The following is a 16009-nucleotide window of genomic DNA, read 5'->3' as shown; positions in this document are numbered from 1 at the left end:
GATACGATGGATCAGGATGCATTGGCCGAAGCGTTTTCAAAAATAAAAACGGGTGCCCAATCTTTAAAGGAAGTCGCACAAAACCGGCATGATCGCGATTTTGATTCCTGGCAACGGCAGTCCCGAAACCTGCTTTTACGCTACGCACCCGTAAAAATACCTGCCTTTGATGAAATCCGGTTCGCCTCCGATTTTTTTCTGGGAAAACCGGAATCGGAGCAGATTGACATCAATGATCGAATCGCTCTGATTTCAGATATCGACCTTGCCCTGGAAATCCTCGAAGCCGCCAGAGAGCATGTGTTTGAGGAGTTGCGTTTAAAGAAAAGCCGCGAGAGAATAAAAGGCGGTGCTACGCTGGAACTGCCGGAAGAATGTGAATCCGTTTCAGCTTCCTTGCAGAATGAATCAAAGAAAGCTGAAAACCTGTCGTCTTCAGGACTCGATTCATTACCTGCCATTATTGAAGGGCTGGAGGATTTTACCCGGCGTGAAAAAGAGGAAGCCCTGGAAGAAATCAATCGAGTTCGGCAGGTTCTGGATAAGGAACACCCTGACTGGGATCGTGTAAAACGAACCATCAAGTTTTTTCTCGATTTTGACAAAACCCTGGCGCTCGCCGCTGTTCCCCTGATTTTAAAACGCTATCAAGACCTCACCAACCGGTAACCGCAAAGGACATCCTAATGGAAGAGACCAATCCAACCCCTCCGGAAGAAGCCACTCAGGCACCGACTTCAAATGAATTGGAACAAGAAAGCAAAAAGGGATTTCCAGAAGAAGGGATACCCAAAGAAGAAGAGATTGACCTCAATGAGATGTTTCCCGGGGAAGATCAGGATTTAAATGACCTTTTCCCGGAAAAAGAGTTGAAGACCCTTTTACACAAGGTACATAAAAGCCAGAAGGACCTTGCCAAAATCAATGACCGTTTCGTCGACGATACCGAGAATGTTGTTCCAAAAACATCATCCGGGGACGAAGAGACAGATCCTTCCAGCTAGCCCCATCCTCGCGGATTAACCACATTTGACATTGAAGCCCTGGGTTTCGAGTGGTTGCCCGTCGAGCAAAAGCTTGACTCGCCAGGTGCCGTTGAATCGCGTAGCGGCAGGGTTCACATCCATCATACTGCTGGCGGTGTGGACGTTTAAAAATTCCAGTGCCAGCCAACAGGCAACCTCTTCCCCGCCTTCAAAATCGAGATCGTGTGCGTCCTCCTGTTTTCCCTGGGGATTGAACCAAAGCGCCGTAACGCGGTGAGTCCCGGGAACGCGGTACCAGGTGATGTAGATGTAGACACGGTTGTGGCAATCGAATTCAGTAACCGGGACCATTTCGGCCAGATTATTGAGAAGTATAGCGGAATAGGCGGGAGGTTTTGTGGAAGCGGGTGGAGGTGCTGGTGGTTCTTCCGCGAAAGCCTGCGGTGGAAGGAGTGCCAGGGCAAAAAAACCGATAGCGATTAGACAATAATTTTTAAGGGAAGAACAATCAAAACCTGGAAATGCCATGGAATAGTTTAGTGCGTTTTGTAACCTTGTTTTTCAAGGTCTTCGTCCCGCACTGCGTGATTGTGGATGCGGGATTTATCATTCTCCAGCCTGAAGATCACATTGGTCATATGTTCGACGCCAAGTCCATAATTTAAATGTGCGTAAACCTTTTTAGCTTCCCCGAACGCTTTGATTGCTTCGATTAGGTTTTTGTTGGCCCAGTAATTGTGACCGCGAGCTTCCTGGATCTGACCGTGGACCCGGTTTATTTTCACTTTGGTTAAGGCCAGTAAAGATTTCTTAAACCAGAGTTCCGCCTCATCAAAGTCTTCCGCTTTTTTATGGATCTCACCAATCTCCAGAAGATCCTCCGCCTGACCCATTGGGTTTTGTACCTGAAGGTGAACGTTGGCCGCCTGTTGATAATTCTTTATGGCTTCTTTGGGTTGGCGCGCCCAGACATATAAATCACCCAGGCTATGGTAGGTTTTTGCAACCTTGGGAAAATCATTGCGTGACTCATAGATTGCAATGGCCTTCCTGTAATTGTCTGCACCCTTTTTGTATTCCCGGTAGAAATAATTTTCAGATGCTTTTTGAATAAATTGTGCCGCTTCGTCTTGAGGAGCCGGGTATGGGTTGAGCGATGGGTCTCCAATCTTTTGCGGTACTTGAGGTTGCTGACGAAACGCAGCGAAGGGGAGTATGAGCAATAAAATAAAACCGAAGGTGATCCAGCCGATCTTGGTTTTGGGTTTCTTGTCTTGCATGACTTCGCCTTTAAGCGAGGGAGCCGTCAATTATTTTGCACCACTTTATTATAACCAAACCACCGAACAGACCCTAAAGATATCTGGAGTTCCTACGTTTTATTTACGCTTCACGTACCGAAACTGACAATCCACGTTTGACAAAGCGAAACGGCAATACGCGTCCGCCTTTTGATTCCAATGCTGAAGTCACTGACTCGCGGGCGGAGGGCTTTACAAAAAAGGCAACACAACCCCCGCCGCCGGCACCACAAACTTTGGCGGCCAGGGCACCCTGCTGCTTGCCGGCCCGGATAAGGGAGTCCATTTCCGGTGTGCTGATTCCTGGCGCCAGCTTTTTACGAGCCTGCCATTCCGAGTCGAACAGAGACTCAAAGTTCTTTAAGGAACCTCGAAGAAGCTGCTGTTCCATAGAGACACTGGTTTCCGCGATGGTTCCAAGGTGGCGACGTGTTTTTTTATCCTGGTCGACAACATCCTTGAATACCTGCCAGTTGTTGATGCCTGATGCACGTGGCTTGCCTGTGTAACACAAAACAAAACGACAGGTGAGTTCTTTCAAATCCAGAGGAAGCGGCTGGTTGATGATCCGGTCGTATGTGCATCGAATGGACTGCGCTCCGCCTTTGAGGGCTGAATAATAGTCCTGGATCCCCGCAGGCACCTTGATCACCTGTGTTTCGATATTCTTTGCGATCTCGACAAGAGTTTCGCGCCCATAGCAGTTACCTGTCAACCGGTTGAGGGCTCCGTTCAAGGCAATATTGAGTGCTGAAGAACCACCAATTCCAGACCCGGCGGGTGCCTGGCAATGAGTGGTGATTTCAAGGCCCGTTGCCGGTTTGTAAAACCGGATGAGTCGCAGGATAAGTTGCAGAGGATGATCTTCCGGAAAACTTTTTATCGAAGAGAATCGTGCCTTGAGACCAAGGTCCTGGGATTCGATCACGACAGCCCGGTCGCGCCGGGTCTTCAAACTGACCCGTGCGTAAAGATCAATAGCAGCATTGAGAGTGGGTGGATTGTCAAAGAATAGATGCAGTGGCCACAAATCAAGCGTTCCGCCTGCAAGATCAATTCTGGTGGGAGCGCTGCTTTCGATGATCATGTGGAAGCCGGAGAGAAAAAGAAAAGCCGGTGGAAAATTCCACCGGCTTTTTTAAGTTGAGCGGAATGCGTAACGGGAGACTAAAGCTTGTCGTTTTTCTCCCCGCCATTTTCAAGGTCACCTACCTTTTCAGACATTTTGTTGAGCAGTGTCTGGAAAGAGTCTTTACGGATGATTTTGGAGAACTGCGACCTGTAATTGCGGATCATGCTGACATCTTCAATAACAAAATCGTAGACGCGCCAGTTCTTGCCACCATTGATCAATTTGTAATCAACATTGATGGTGTCGTCCTTACGGATGATTTTAGTTTTCACCATGGCGTATTTGCCTTTAACTATTTCGTCTCCGTATTCAATTTTTTCGTCCTGATAGGATTCAATCTTGCTGGCATAGGAGTTTTCCAGCAGTTTTCCAAACAGGTCGATGAACTGTTGGCGTTCACCTTTATTACGCGCCATCCAGTCCTTCTTGCCCAGCGCACGTTTTCCCATTTCGTGATAATTAAACATGGGATTGATGATGTTCCTTAGTTTTTCACGCCGGGTGGTCTCGTTTGATTTGTATTCAGGATTGGTAACGACTTGAATTACATTGTCGATTGTGGATTTCAAATCATCTTTAATGGCAGCAGCGCGAACCGAATACGCACTTGATGCGAGAACGGCAATACAAAGGGCAAAGAGGCTGAGGTAAGTTTTCAGGCTGAACTGTTTGCGTCTCTTCATGGGAGAGGCATCTCCATTTATCAGGTTGACCGATTAAAGCAGGTTACTGCCTTTAAATTTACCAAAGTTGCTATCAGGTTACAAGCAATGGTTGTTCCCACCACTCCCCCCTCAGGAAAAGGAGAAATTCCCTGGTTTTTGAGGTTCCCTCCGGCACTTTGACTCTGGTAATCTTGGATAATTGTTGATGTTGATTCTATAGGTGTTTGACGCCCAGAAACCCTGTGTGCCAGAGCCAGGGTAAGGGTGGCTCCTGATTCTATAACCCGTTAAGTTTGAATGGGTAACGGTTTATTTTATGTGGGATTTTTAGGGCTTAATTTTAACAAACTATCACAAACTGATTGACAATAATGTGGGCCTCCACTATAGTTGGAAACACCGGGTTTTTTCGTCATAATTCGTTGAAATTTATGGACTTAAACCGATTATTTCTGGCGGTGATTTCATGTTGATACGCCGCACGCTCCGATTTTGTCTGATTTCGGCTGCCCTCTTCCTGAGCGCCTGCACCACTCCGGATATCCAGATGGTACGGCCCCTGGCGGAAGCCTCTGACTCATCCACCGTGGCGGTCCTTCCCTTCACTCTGGATGTGGAACTCGATGAAGGGGAACGACCCCAGTATATTTTTCGAAAAGTGTTCTACAGTTATTTTTCCTACCTGGGTTACCGGGATCTCAAACTTGAAGAAGTCGACCGTCGCCTCCGCAAGGCCGGTTATAAGAGTGCCGCCGCCATTCGAAATATTCCACGACCAGAGCTGAAACGTATTTTAGGAGTCGATGCAGTGATCTACGGGCGAGTGATCGATGCGAATAATTTCACCGCCGGTGTGTATGCCGAAACCCGCCTGGAAGCGGAACTGGAGTTCTGGGAACTCACCGCTGATAAACCGCTGTGGGTTCTGGACCATCACGAAATTGAACTGTCTGGAATCGCCACCTCCACAATTGTCAATATTGTGCAGGATCAGTTGAACAATTCTGAAACCGATATGGCCTACTACCGCTCTGCCGAGGCGTTTGCGGTGAAGGCGATGAAAAAAATTCCGGACCCGGCCCGTTTGCACCGAAAGCATGTGCATCCACCCAAAATCAAAAGTCTGCAGGCCAACCTGCGTCCCGGACAAAAGTTGAAAGAGGGTGATGTGATCGAGGTCATACTGGAGGGCCCGAAAGGGTTGCAAGCGTCCTTCGATATTGGCAGTGCCCGCACCTATCAGGTCATGCAGGAGATCGCGCCGGGTGTTTATCAGGGTAGCTACAGAATTATGAAGGAAGATCGCTTTGATCGTGCCCTGATCATCGGACGACTTCAGGATAAAAAAGGTCTCATCGGCAAAAAAATTCTCAACACACTGGTGACCAAAGTTAATGTTTAAGAAAATTTTTAAAAGTTCAATATTGGTCGAGCCGACAACTCGCTCGCCCTTCTTTAATCAAGGCCGGGAATTTGGCGGCTCCCTTCCATTCGATAGGCTCAGGGTGACATTATGAAATGCTGCATTGTCATTCTGAACGAAGTGAAGAATCTCGCCTTGGATCTTGATTTTGGTGTTATGCAAAGGTTTCTGTTTAATAAGGGCGGCTCGCGGTCGCGAAGCATTTTTGATATCGCCTGTTGCAGAAATGTTTTCCGCGTAACGGTTCTTCTGGTCTCCGTTCTGGTGACCGGTTGTACAGGCCAGTTGCAGACCAAGATTTCCGGCAACCTCAACCAGTTGTCGCGCCAGCAGGTCGTCGCTGTTCTTCCGCCGGAGCTTACCGGGGACGGACAAAAGGGCGCAGGTAAAATGTTCCGGCAAAGTCTTTACGCCAATCTGCAGCACGCGCGGTTTCGGCTGATGGAACGGCATGTGGTCGATTCCCTGCTGCACCAGAACCGGTTGACCAAACCCGCCGATCTGAAAAAAATAAGCCCGCTCCGCCTGGGGGAGGTGTTGGGCGCTGATGCGGTGGTGATCACCCGCATCAACAAGGTCAAGCGTTCCTATCTCGTGCTGCATTCTTCTATTGAAGTCGATATCTCGGTGGAAATGGTGGACACGCGCACCGGGGAAGTGCTGTGGCGCGCGGAGCAGACCGAATCCGATTTCCAGGGCCTTGGAAAAATTCCGACGGGAATGAGTTCCGCGGTGCTGGCACCGATTCAATTTGTCACCAATAAGCTCAACCTGAACCGGATCACCCATGCGATGGTGACCAAACTCACCAACCTCGTCAAGCGACCGGAACGGGCAAAAGAAGAAGAGACGTTTGACGAAACAATCATCGCCAGAACCGCGCAACGCGACCTGGCCTACCGCGAAGCCCATCAAAAGGCGAGCCCGAGAAAAGTGGTGGTGGCGAAAGTGGCTCAAAAAATGGCAGGGGTGAAACCCAAAAAGATGTTCACGCCCACCTCCGGTAAATTAAAAAGAGCATCGGCCACGGTTAAGAAATCCGCACCAAGCCCTGCTCCTTTATGGGAACCGATGGACCTGAGTCCGCGGCAGAGGGGAGAAGTGCAGCGTCCCGCCCCTGTTCCTATGGCGGCTCCGGGTCAACAGCTCGCTTCCATTCAAAAACCGAGTGCAGGGCCGGCTATGGTGAGCACGCTGAAAAGACCGGCACCGGTGGCAAGAAAACTTCCGGTCAGAAATCTTGAAGGCGTACGGATTGGATCGACTCAACAACCGCCCTCGGGTGTGCTCTACACCTTGCAGGTCGGCGCTTTCAAGACCAAAGCTTTTGCGGAGCGGGCGTTAAACTACCTCGTCAGCAAGGGGCACGATGCGTTTGTCAGCTGGTTTAAAAAGGACGATGAGAAAATCTACCGGGTTCATGTCGACAAATACAAAGACAAGAAAACCGCGATCCAGGCTTCGCGGGAATTGAAAGCCAAAGAAAACCTGCCCACCATCATCAGTACGGTTTACCCGAAGTAAGACGGTACTCTCCGGCGCGATCCCTTATTCCTGTTCCAGAAATTCATCCAGTAGATTAAAGAAACGGTCGACTTCGTCCTCTGTGTTGTAGAAGTGAGGCGAGATGCGGACGATGCCGTCCCGTACTGTTAAGGTCACGCTGTGGTAGGCCATGAACTGTTCCAGCCGGTTGAGATCGCCTTTCAGGGTGAAGGTGATATTGCCTGATCGTTCGTGAAGTTCGGTGGAACTGACGACTTTTATATTGCGCTTCCATAAATGATCGAGCGCCCGGTCGCCGAGATGCAGGATGCGTTCGGAAACGGTTTCCATTCCCACTTCGTGAAACAGCGACAGCGCCGCGCCGAAGGCGTGAATGCTGATCGTGTTGAAACTGCCTTCCTCAAAGCGTTGGGCTCCCGGCCGCAGGGTGAAATCGTAATCCATATAGTTGCGCGCATCGACCACGCTGTCCCACCCGACATTGACGACACGTATTTTCTCCAGCACGTCTTTCGAAATATAAAACCCGCCGAGTCCTTCAACTGAAAGCATCCATTTGTGCCCGTCCGCCGCGAGGAAATCGATGTGGTCTTTTTTGACATCCATCGGCAGCACCCCGAGACTCTGGATGGCATCGACGCAGAAGTAGATCCCTTTTTCTTTACAGAACGTACCGATAGCCGGGAGGTCGTTGCGGAAACCGCTGTTGGCTTCCACCGATGAAACCGAGATGACGCGCGTGCGGTCACTCACCTGCATGCGGATCTGTTCAAACGGAACGCGCCCGCGTACGGATTTGGCGAAACGCACTTCAACACCACGGTCCTTGAGGTTCATCCAGGGGTAAACGTTGGCCGGGAACTCGATGTCCGGGATGACCACGTTGTCGCCGGGTTGCCAGTCGATGCCATTGGCGACGATGGAAATGCCTTCAGATGTGTTCTTGATGAACGCAACCTCGTCGTCGCCTGCTCCGATCAATTTAGCGAAACTTGAGCGGGCGCGATCGATTTCCTTCATCCACTTCGGGTAATTGGCCGTGCCGTTTTCATTAGCGTCTTTCAGGAACGCTTCACAGGATTCGCGAACGCGGCGGGGCAGAGGAGCCACCCGGGCATGATCGAAGAAGATACGGTGCTCGACTACCGGGAATTCATGTCGTATTTTTTCAAGATCCATGATTATTATTTAGCCGTTAGGGATGTATTAGACGAATGCCAGACTATAACCTTCTTTTAAAAAATTGGAAAAGGATATCTTGGGTTGGTTTGAAGGAAAAAATAAGCAAAGGCGAGATGCTTCGACAGGTTCAGCATGACGGGGCAATATTTTAGGTCATTCTGAGAAGCCGTAGGCGACGAAGAATATCGCCCTGGATTTTAGAAAAGCTACCTTGTCGGGGAGCTATTCTTTTTCAACTATGAAGGAAGGCTGTTGAAAATATTAAAATGGGGTGTGTTGGATTGTGGGTTGCCCTACCGGACCCTGCGGTCGACCAGTGGAAAGAATTCGGCGAAGCGCTCAAAAAATAAATGTGTTCGGAAAAGTTTCAGCACATTGCCCCCACCGCAAGGTGGCACGCCCGGAGGGAGTCGAACCCCCAACCCTCGGAACCGAAATCCGATGCTCTATCCAGTTGAGCTACGGGCGCCCGATCAAAATATAAAAAATAAAAAGGGGTGAGTGACGGGACTTGAACCCGCGACCACTGGAGCCACAATCCAGTGCTCTACCAACTGAGCTACACCCACCGTAATTTTTGTCCGGGATGACTTGACGGGATGACCTGATACGAAAGCCAGAATACGGAGTTTAAACCATTGTGCCGGGTCACGACAAGTTTTTTTCGAGCCGCTCCAAACTGCCTTCAATGTTCAATGCCGCTGCCCCCCTTCGACAGGCTCAGGGTGACAGCGGAGATGCTAATTCCTGTTTACTGAATGTTCAATCCCAGAGTTTGCCGGAAGCTTGCCGAAGTGGTGCATCCTTATGATTTACCTTTAAAAAGGCAGAAGGAGCAATACCCGTTCTCTACTTGATCACGCGTAAATGGCTGCGGTCGCGGCCGGATTTGCCTTTTTTCACGGTAGGTTTGGGGGGCGTGGTCTCGGCCCCGGCGGCCTGTTGCGGGGCTGGCTGTGGCTGGGGTTGCGGCTTTAAAGCGGGTTTTGGCCCTTTGCTGCTTTGGGAGGTCAATTCCAGCGCCTGTCCTTCCAGCTCCAGGTCATCCGGGAGGCTGTTTTCCCACACCTGCCCGGTCTGTGTGCCCGGCACGTAAATGGCCCAGACCGCTTCAAACGGGATCACGCATTTGTGGGGACGGCGGTCGAAGGCCAGAGTGGCGTAAATGCCATCCTCCATCACCTCAAACGGCCTTCTGAAATTCAGGTTGAACACCAGGTTCAGCATCGGGTTATTCCGATGGGCTGCAGGCACATCCACCGCCGGGTGACGCGAATCCAGGCACACCATCGCATCGCCTTCCTCCAGCAATTTCAACAGGTATTCAGACTTATTTTGGTTTTCCGGGTCCATTCCACGTAAAATAACATAAACTGGGGGTTATACAAAAGACCCCGGGATGCCCCGGGAATGTCGCGTAGTCCTATCAACCGGAAAGGAAGTTGTTTGATGCTGAAACAGATTTTATTGATTGCGGGAGTTGTGCTGGGTCTGGTGTCCCATGCGGTGGCGGATGAATACAAAACGAAAGAAGTGCTGCCGGGGATTTATACTGTGATGCTGAAGTCCGGGCCGGGTCCCAACTCGACATTCATCGTGACGGGGGAAGGGGTGATCGTCATCGATCCCGGATCCAGTCCGGAAGCGGGGGAGAGGCTTAAAAAAGAAATCGCCAAAGTGACGCAGAAACCGGTGGTGTATGTTATCAACTCGCATTACCACGGAGAACACACATTTGGAAACGCGGCGTTTGAAGGTGCCCAAATTGTGATGACCGCCCAGGCGGGCAAGACCATGCTCAATTCTCCAGGCGACCGCGAGCGGAAAAAATGGGAGAAAAAGCACCCGGGCAGCAAGATCAGGGCGCTGGAACCGAACCTGACTTTCCAGAAGGAGTTGGGAATTAAACTGGGAAAATATTACTTGAGATTGATCCATCCTCCGGCATCGCATACATCAGGCGATTTGTATATCTACATCGCATCCTATCGGGTGATCATTACCGGTGGCATGGTGGTTGCCGAACAAATTCCGGACATGCGTGAAGCCAGCATTTCAAATTGGATTGAAGCTTTGAGGAAAATGGAAGACCTCGATGCCGAGATTATTATTCCGGGCAATGGTCCCGTTGGGAATAAACCACGCGTGACGCTGATGAAACATTACCTGATGAATCTCCGGACCTATGTGGAGGATGCCCTGCTGGATGGTGGTGCCCTGCCGGACATTCAGAAAAAAGTTGGAGAGAAGCTGAAGAAAAAATTCAGTGGGTGGGCAAACCACGACCGGCTCGACCAGAACATCGAGCGTGCTTTTTTCGAATTTGTAAGGAATTAATCAATTTGGAAAAATAAAAAACCCCCGCGCCACATGGCACGGGGGTTTTTGTTTTTGGCTTTGACCTGGTTTTACCCTTTGTAGCTGAAACCTTTTTTATCCCAGTATTGACGCAGGTTCGACTTGGCATCCAGGATTGAATCCAGATAAGTTCCGCCGCCCGGGATCATCGGGATAACGTGTCCGTGGCTCTGGTCGTTGTATGGGTACTTAACATCCAGTACATACGGTCCGTTGAACTCCAGCATACGTTTCAGGGCAGGTTCAACTTCTTCCGGTTTGGTGATGGTTTCACCTGCGACACCAAACGCCGCTGCGATCTCTGCAAAGTTGGCATCTCCGATGAAGGTATGACCGCGCAGTGAGTCGTAGAATCGGTCTTCCCACTGGGCCACCATGCCGAGATGGGCGTTGTTGAGAACGATGTTCTTGACCGGAATGTTCTCGATCTTCAACGTCTGCAACTCCTGGATGTTCATCAGGAAACAACCGTCGCCGTCAATGTTGATGACCTGCCGGTCCGGATGCGCCACCTGGGCTCCCATTGCCGCTGGCAGTCCAAAGCCCATCGAACCGAGTCCGGAACTCGACATGAACGTGCGTGGTGAATGGAAACGCCAGAACTGTGCCGTCCACATCTGGTGTTGTCCAACCCCGACGCTGACAATAACATCATCATCTGCCAGCCGTTGTGCTTCGCAGATAACGTGTTGCGGTACGATTGCCTTTTCGTTTGACTCATAAGACAACGGAAATTCTTTTTTCCAATCCTGCAGTTGCTTGAGCCAGCCGTCGATATCTGCCTTTCGTTCTGCCTGTTTGTTCATCATTTGAAGAGCGAGTTTAACGTCGCCCTGAATCGGGACATCAATCGCAATGTTCTTGTTGATCTCGGACGGGTCGATGTCAACATGGATGAACCGGGCGTTCGGGCAGAATTCTGCGAGCTTGCCGGTGACCCGGTCATCGAAACGGACACCCAGGGCGATAACCAGGTCTGCATGGTTGATGGCGATGTTGGCATAAACCGCGCCATGCATGCCCAGCATGTGCAGGCTGAGCGGATCTTCCATCGGGAAACTGCCGAGCCCCATTACGGTGTTGGTGATGGGCAGACCGGTGATTTCGATAAACTTACGCAACTCTTCCGATGCTTCACCGGTGATGATTCCACCGCCTGCATAGACGATAGGCCGTTTAGCTTCGCGAATGGCGTGCATCGCTTTTTTCACCTGCTGCGGCGATGGCTTGTAATTCGGTTTGTATCCCGGCAAGTCGAGCGAAACGTTGAAGTTCGGAATCGTCTCCTGCTGTTGCAGGTTTTTCGGGATATCGACCAGAACCGGACCGGGCCGCCCCGTGGTCGCAATGTGAACCGCTTCCTGGATGACACTTGGAATATCGTTGATGTCGCTGACCAGGTAACTGTGTTTGACCATCGGAAACGTTCCGCCAACCACATCGCATTCCTGAAAGGCGTCGCTGCCGAGGACCGGAGCCGGTACCTGGCCGGTGATGGCCAGAAGTGGAACGGAGTCCATTTTGGAGTCCATGATCCCGGTTAACAGATTGGTCGCGCCGGGACCACTGGTCGCCATACAAACGCCAACCCGTCCGGTGGTGCGCGCATAACCTGCCGCAGCAAAGGCCGCGCCCTGCTCATGACGTGGCAGGATGTGTCGGATTTTCTTGCTGAGTGTCAGCGCTTGATGGATTTCCATGGAAGCACCACCCGGATAGCCGAAGATCACTTCCACGCCCTCGTTTTCGAGGGATTTTACGATAATATCCCGTCCCTTCATGGGCAATCCTGCCGATTGTTTAGCTTGGTCTATGTCGATGATTTTTTTTGAGGATGTCTGTCGGCTGGCCATGGTAAACGCGTCTCGTTTTTTGGGGGCCTCTTAACTATGATTTGCAGGGGCCTGCTGCCGGATTTCGGAAGTCAGGTGGTGGCAAAAGTCGGGATTTTTTTATAGAGGACCGTTAAATTAAAAGATAGATTAATCTACAAAAATATCGTAATTACAAGGGGATGTCAATATTTGGCCGGTCTTGAACCCCGGTTGGGATCAGGTTGTTTGTTTTGCGGCAATGGCCTGCGCCCGGAGCAGTAACCCTTCCCTCAATGCGTATTCGCTGACTGTCAAAGTATCGCATTCAAAAGCCCGCATGGTTTCGAGAGCCACCGTGGCCCCTGCGATGATGAGGTCCTCGCGCCCCTTTTCCAGGGGTTGCAACTTCACCCTTTCTTCAAGGGTCATGGCCTTCAAATTTTCCAGCAACTCCTCAACCCGTTTTATGGAAAGAGTCGACCCATGAATTTTTTCTTCATCATAAGGAAAAATATTCAGGTCCAGAGCTGCCAGAGTGGTTACGGTTCCGGCAGTTCCTACCAGTTTGCCTGTAGGTGGACTCCCAAGTTGTTGCTGAACTTTTCCCAGCTCATCCGACAAAAATTCGGACAGGGCCCGATGTTCTTCTGGATCGGAAGGGTGGTGAGTGATAAATCGTTCGGTCAGGCGTACCACGCCCAGCTTTGTGCCACAAGAAGCGAGAACCTCACGTCCTCTGGACAGAATGTATTCCGTACTGCCGCCTCCAATGTCAAACGTGATGAACGGGTCGTCTCCGGGAGACAGTTTCCAGAGGACACCGTCGAGAGTGAGGGATGCTTCTTCCTGCCAGGGGATGACCTGGAGGGACATTCCGGTCTCTGATTTAACCTTTTGGACAAATTCATCGCGGTTGCTGGCATCCCTAACGGCGCTGGTCGCCGCCGCATAAATAAAAACCTCTCCATATTCCGAGCATATTTGACGAAACTCGTTCAGGGTATCGATAGCCAATTGCATGCGGTGATTGAGCAGGCGTTTTTCCTTGTGCAGTCCTTCACCCAGGCGAATGATCCTTCTTTCCTCACGGAGGATGGCCAGTTCGGAACCCGGCGGCTGTTCGCCCACCAGCAATCTTACAGTGTTGGATCCCAGGTCAATGGATGCGAATCGTTTCATTAAATACTGGCTTATATTGGCAACATGCGTTCGCTGTCCATCGTGAGCAGGAGATAAAGCCCAATACAGATGAACAGAAAGCACGGTCCCCACGTGGCCATAATGGGATTGAAGGTTCCACCATGTCCCAGCGAGATGCCCATGGCGTAAATGAAGGAGAAGACGAAACCAATGGAAAGGCTGACCGAAACGCAAAACAGGATCCCTCCGGTCCGGCTGGACCTTATGGAAAGGGGTATCCCGATGAGCGCCATCACCACTGCGATAAAGGGGTAGGATAGTTTCTGGTGCAAATCGACCCAGTTCTGGTGCGTGTCCAGGCCTTCGGTTTCGTTGGCTTTTATTGTGCGGTACATTTCGCGCAGACTCATCTCTTCAGGGCGCTTTTGTATTTTCTTGAAGTCCTTGGGCGATTCCAGAACAGGGAAGGTTTCCTTTTCAAAAAAATCAGTTTTGTTCAGACTTTTACTGGTGAAATAGCGTATGGAACCATTCATGAATTCCCATTGTTTGCCATTCCAGAGAACCAGTTCAGCATCGACCCGGCGACGCATGTACAGATCCTCTTCGTCGTAATAGAGCAGACTCACACCGCGCATCAGGGATTTGTCCGGATCGTAAAAACTGATGTTCCAGATAGAACCGTTACTCGAACGGAGCCAGATGTTGTCGCGTTGCAGGTGGCCCTGTGACTCCATCCCGCGCACTTCGACATAATAAATATAGTTCATCCGTTCGCTGGTGATCGGAGCGACGAATTCGTTTAACAACACCACGAAAAATGCGATTACAAGCGAGCAGCTCAAAATAGGGAAGGTGATGCCGGTAACACCAATACCGCAGGCTTTCATCGCCGTGAATTCATTGTTGCGTGCCAGAGTAGCCAGGGTGACAACAGTCGCCAGCAAAACCGCTTGCGGTGCCATGAAAAAAAACACGAACGGAATTTTATACAGGTAATATAAAAACAGGAAAGACATCGGGGCATCACGCGAAACAAATTCATCAATCCGCTCAAAACAGTCGATGATAAGGAACATGCTGATCAACGCACCCAGTGTGAGCAGGTAGGTTTGCAGAAAATATTTCAGGACGTAACGTTTTAAAATCATAAGAGGTCCGCTGAGTTTTGAAGCGGAGGTAAGGCTTCCTGCAAAGCGTTTTTTAGTTTCGTCAGTTCTGGGCGACGACTGAGTGCATGTTTAACATTGGGCAATGTGCCAGCGATACAAGGTTCGTAGCGTGCATTGCCTAGTACGGTTTTCTGATACGCGAAAGTGCCGATTGCCTTCAGCCCTCTTTGAATGGCCATTAGATCAAAGCCGACTAAAAATTCTTCACGATCAATAGGCTTGTTTTCCAACGCTTCTTTTTTTTGGAGGAAGCGCTCGGTTTTTTTCCGGACTGTCGATTCAGGCAGTGGATGGTACGAGTCTCGCAGGAGTGAAACCAGGTCGTATTGCGGAGGCCCCAGTCTTGCGTCCTGGAAATCGATCAATACCAGTTGGTCGCCCCGTACCATCAGGTTGCGGCTGTGATAATCGCGATGGCAATAACAGGGAGTAATGGCCTCAAGCCGGGTACACAAGCTGGTCATTTCAGCTCGCAACTTCTTAAGCAGCCCTTCGGGTGGCGGGTTCCCCAGCAGTCCCACAGCATAATGTTCCAACATGAAATCGAATTCCCACATCAGCTTTTCGACATCGAACCTGCGCTCGAAAGCAGGGGATTTTGGTATTACGGCCTTGCTTTGTAGCGTGGCAATCAGATCGACTGCCTTGTCCATCCACAAATCTACCTGGGAGGGTTCTGCATCCTGGAGGCGTTGTTCGAGAGTGATATCCCCCAGGTCTTCAAGCACGAGAATGCCATCTTCCTTGAAGTAATCATAGACCTTGGGAACGGGGAGGTTAAGGTTGGCCAGGTAATCCTGAATGAGGAGCCAGTCCATTTCCCCTTGCTCGGGTTCATCCAATTGCATCGCCATGAGAGTGTTTGAATCATCCGACGCTATTCTGGTATCGAGGATCAGTCTGAAATAACGGCGCGTGGAAGCATCCCCCGTGAGTGGTTGAATTTCAATCTGGGAGGGATGCACCACACCCTTTTGGCTCAGGCGGTTTTTTATTTCATCTGGTGAAAGGCGCATCAACGCTGTTTTGGAAAGGGGAATACTCATGAAAATCCGGAAGGGGTTAAAAGGCCTTCAACAAATGCGGAGGCCTTTAAGTTTTTTATTTTACTCTCTCCCATCCGGCGGGGCAACAACCTTACGGTGAAGGTATAGGGTGAGCTGCGGGCGGGAGCCAGCTAAATTCGGAACACAACCTATGTTTCCTGAGTATGAGGGGGCATTTGAAACAGACTCGGAGCAGGTTTCATGCTGGAGACTGATTCGAATTGTGCAGGAAGGCATCTCATGATAAGGTTTCTTTTTTAATTTTTTCCTTTGGAGGAGGATTC

At 50.4% G+C, this 16009-nt stretch carries 15 protein-coding genes and 2 tRNA genes; 5 read left to right on the top strand and 12 right to left on the bottom strand.

Features of this window, described 5'->3' with window-relative positions; all coding sequences use genetic code 11:
• Positions 1-6: 6 nt before the first annotated feature.
• Positions 7-669 carry a hypothetical protein gene (locus G3M70_02450; GenBank protein QPJ60807.1) on the top strand — a complete coding sequence of 221 codons (663 nt, stop codon included), beginning with the start codon at positions 7-9 and terminating at the stop codon, positions 667-669.
• Between the two features lie 17 nt (positions 670-686).
• A complete protein-coding gene (locus tag G3M70_02445; protein ID QPJ60806.1) occupies positions 687-1004 on the top strand; it encodes a hypothetical protein in 318 nt (105 codons plus the stop codon).
• A gap of 15 nt (positions 1005-1019) precedes the next feature.
• On the opposite strand, the gene G3M70_02440 is transcribed toward G3M70_02445, so the two are convergent.
• The 4 genes from G3M70_02440 to G3M70_02425 form a co-directional block, all read right to left on the bottom strand.
• Positions 1020-1514 (bottom strand): hypothetical protein, encoded by a 495-nt coding sequence (locus G3M70_02440; GenBank protein QPJ60805.1) that lies wholly within the window; start codon positions 1512-1514, stop codon positions 1020-1022.
• Positions 1515-1522: 8 nt separating this feature from the next.
• The gene (locus tag G3M70_02435) at positions 1523-2266 is read right to left on the bottom strand and encodes a tetratricopeptide repeat protein (GenBank protein ID QPJ60804.1); all 744 of its coding nucleotides are present in this window, start codon (positions 2264-2266) and stop codon (positions 1523-1525) included.
• Between the two features lie 103 nt (positions 2267-2369).
• Entirely contained in the window at positions 2370-3371 is a 1002-nt protein-coding gene (locus G3M70_02430; GenBank protein ID QPJ63682.1) for a GHMP kinase, read from the bottom strand.
• Positions 3372-3454: 83 nt separating this feature from the next.
• Entirely contained in the window at positions 3455-4102 is a 648-nt protein-coding gene (locus G3M70_02425; GenBank protein QPJ60803.1) for an ABC transporter substrate-binding protein, read from the bottom strand.
• A gap of 448 nt (positions 4103-4550) precedes the next feature.
• Here G3M70_02425 and G3M70_02420 point away from each other — a divergent pair, with 448 nt between their 5' ends.
• Positions 4551-5486: a hypothetical protein gene (locus G3M70_02420; GenBank protein ID QPJ60802.1), complete on the top strand. Its 936-nt coding sequence runs from the start codon at positions 4551-4553 to the stop codon at positions 5484-5486.
• A gap of 111 nt (positions 5487-5597) precedes the next feature.
• Positions 5598-7031, top strand: coding sequence for a hypothetical protein (locus G3M70_02415; protein ID QPJ60801.1), 1434 nt, complete (start codon positions 5598-5600; stop codon positions 7029-7031).
• A 24-nt stretch (positions 7032-7055) separates the two neighbouring features.
• On the opposite strand, the gene G3M70_02410 is transcribed toward G3M70_02415, so the two are convergent.
• The 4 genes from G3M70_02410 to G3M70_02395 form a co-directional block, all read right to left on the bottom strand.
• Positions 7056-8192 carry an aminotransferase class V-fold PLP-dependent enzyme gene (locus G3M70_02410; protein QPJ60800.1) on the bottom strand — a complete coding sequence of 379 codons (1137 nt, stop codon included), beginning with the start codon at positions 8190-8192 and terminating at the stop codon, positions 7056-7058.
• A gap of 395 nt (positions 8193-8587) precedes the next feature.
• Positions 8588-8664, bottom strand: a tRNA-Arg gene (locus G3M70_02405).
• Positions 8665-8691: 27 nt separating this feature from the next.
• Positions 8692-8764, bottom strand: a tRNA-His gene (locus G3M70_02400).
• A gap of 280 nt (positions 8765-9044) precedes the next feature.
• The gene (locus G3M70_02395) at positions 9045-9548 is read right to left on the bottom strand and encodes a hypothetical protein (protein ID QPJ60799.1); all 504 of its coding nucleotides are present in this window, start codon (positions 9546-9548) and stop codon (positions 9045-9047) included.
• A 96-nt stretch (positions 9549-9644) separates the two neighbouring features.
• Here G3M70_02395 and G3M70_02390 point away from each other — a divergent pair, with 96 nt between their 5' ends.
• Positions 9645-10532: an MBL fold metallo-hydrolase gene (locus G3M70_02390; GenBank protein ID QPJ60798.1), complete on the top strand. Its 888-nt coding sequence runs from the start codon at positions 9645-9647 to the stop codon at positions 10530-10532.
• Between the two features lie 71 nt (positions 10533-10603).
• Here G3M70_02390 and ilvB read toward each other — a convergent pair whose 3' ends face one another.
• The 4 genes from ilvB to G3M70_02370 form a co-directional block, all read right to left on the bottom strand.
• Positions 10604-12406: a biosynthetic-type acetolactate synthase large subunit gene (ilvB, locus tag G3M70_02385; GenBank protein QPJ60797.1), complete on the bottom strand. Its 1803-nt coding sequence runs from the start codon at positions 12404-12406 to the stop codon at positions 10604-10606.
• A 198-nt stretch (positions 12407-12604) separates the two neighbouring features.
• Positions 12605-13546 (bottom strand): Ppx/GppA family phosphatase, encoded by a 942-nt coding sequence (locus tag G3M70_02380; protein ID QPJ60796.1) that lies wholly within the window; start codon positions 13544-13546, stop codon positions 12605-12607.
• An 11-nt stretch (positions 13547-13557) separates the two neighbouring features.
• Positions 13558-14658: an LPS export ABC transporter permease LptG gene (gene lptG / locus G3M70_02375; GenBank protein QPJ60795.1), complete on the bottom strand. Its 1101-nt coding sequence runs from the start codon at positions 14656-14658 to the stop codon at positions 13558-13560.
• Positions 14655-15725 carry a phosphotransferase gene (locus G3M70_02370; GenBank protein ID QPJ60794.1) on the bottom strand — a complete coding sequence of 357 codons (1071 nt, stop codon included), beginning with the start codon at positions 15723-15725 and terminating at the stop codon, positions 14655-14657. Before G3M70_02370 ends, lptG begins: the two co-directional genes overlap by 4 nt.
• Positions 15726-16009: the final 284 nt, after the last annotated feature.

It is taken from the genome of Candidatus Nitronauta litoralis, assembly GCA_015698285.1.
In the GTDB taxonomy this organism is placed as follows: Bacteria; Nitrospinota; Nitrospinia; order Nitrospinales; family Nitrospinaceae; genus Nitronauta; species Nitronauta litoralis.
This window is presented reverse-complemented; position numbering and strand designations above follow the sequence as displayed.

Excerpts from the sequence above, each read along its gene's own strand:
- G3M70_02450 (QPJ60807.1), top strand. The coding sequence starts at position 7 with ATGGATCAGGATGCATTGGCCGAAGCGTTTTCAAAAATAAAAACGGGT.
- lptG (QPJ60795.1), bottom strand. The coding sequence starts at position 14,658 with ATGATTTTAAAACGTTACGTCCTGAAATATTTTCTGCAAACCTACCTG.
- G3M70_02395 (QPJ60799.1), bottom strand. The coding sequence starts at position 9,548 with ATGGACCCGGAAAACCAAAATAAGTCTGAATACCTGTTGAAATTGCTG.
- G3M70_02440 (QPJ60805.1), bottom strand. The coding sequence starts at position 1,514 with ATGGCATTTCCAGGTTTTGATTGTTCTTCCCTTAAAAATTATTGTCTA.
- G3M70_02410 (QPJ60800.1), bottom strand. The coding sequence starts at position 8,192 with ATGGATCTTGAAAAAATACGACATGAATTCCCGGTAGTCGAGCACCGT.
- G3M70_02390 (QPJ60798.1), top strand. The coding sequence starts at position 9,645 with ATGCTGAAACAGATTTTATTGATTGCGGGAGTTGTGCTGGGTCTGGTG.
- G3M70_02435 (QPJ60804.1), bottom strand. The coding sequence starts at position 2,266 with ATGCAAGACAAGAAACCCAAAACCAAGATCGGCTGGATCACCTTCGGT.
- G3M70_02420 (QPJ60802.1), top strand. The coding sequence starts at position 4,551 with ATGTTGATACGCCGCACGCTCCGATTTTGTCTGATTTCGGCTGCCCTC.
- G3M70_02380 (QPJ60796.1), bottom strand. The coding sequence starts at position 13,546 with ATGAAACGATTCGCATCCATTGACCTGGGATCCAACACTGTAAGATTG.
- ilvB (QPJ60797.1), bottom strand. The coding sequence starts at position 12,406 with ATGGCCAGCCGACAGACATCCTCAAAAAAAATCATCGACATAGACCAA.
- G3M70_02370 (QPJ60794.1), bottom strand. The coding sequence starts at position 15,725 with ATGAGTATTCCCCTTTCCAAAACAGCGTTGATGCGCCTTTCACCAGAT.
- G3M70_02415 (QPJ60801.1), top strand. The coding sequence starts at position 5,598 with ATGAAATGCTGCATTGTCATTCTGAACGAAGTGAAGAATCTCGCCTTG.
- G3M70_02425 (QPJ60803.1), bottom strand. The coding sequence starts at position 4,102 with ATGAAGAGACGCAAACAGTTCAGCCTGAAAACTTACCTCAGCCTCTTT.
- G3M70_02445 (QPJ60806.1), top strand. The coding sequence starts at position 687 with ATGGAAGAGACCAATCCAACCCCTCCGGAAGAAGCCACTCAGGCACCG.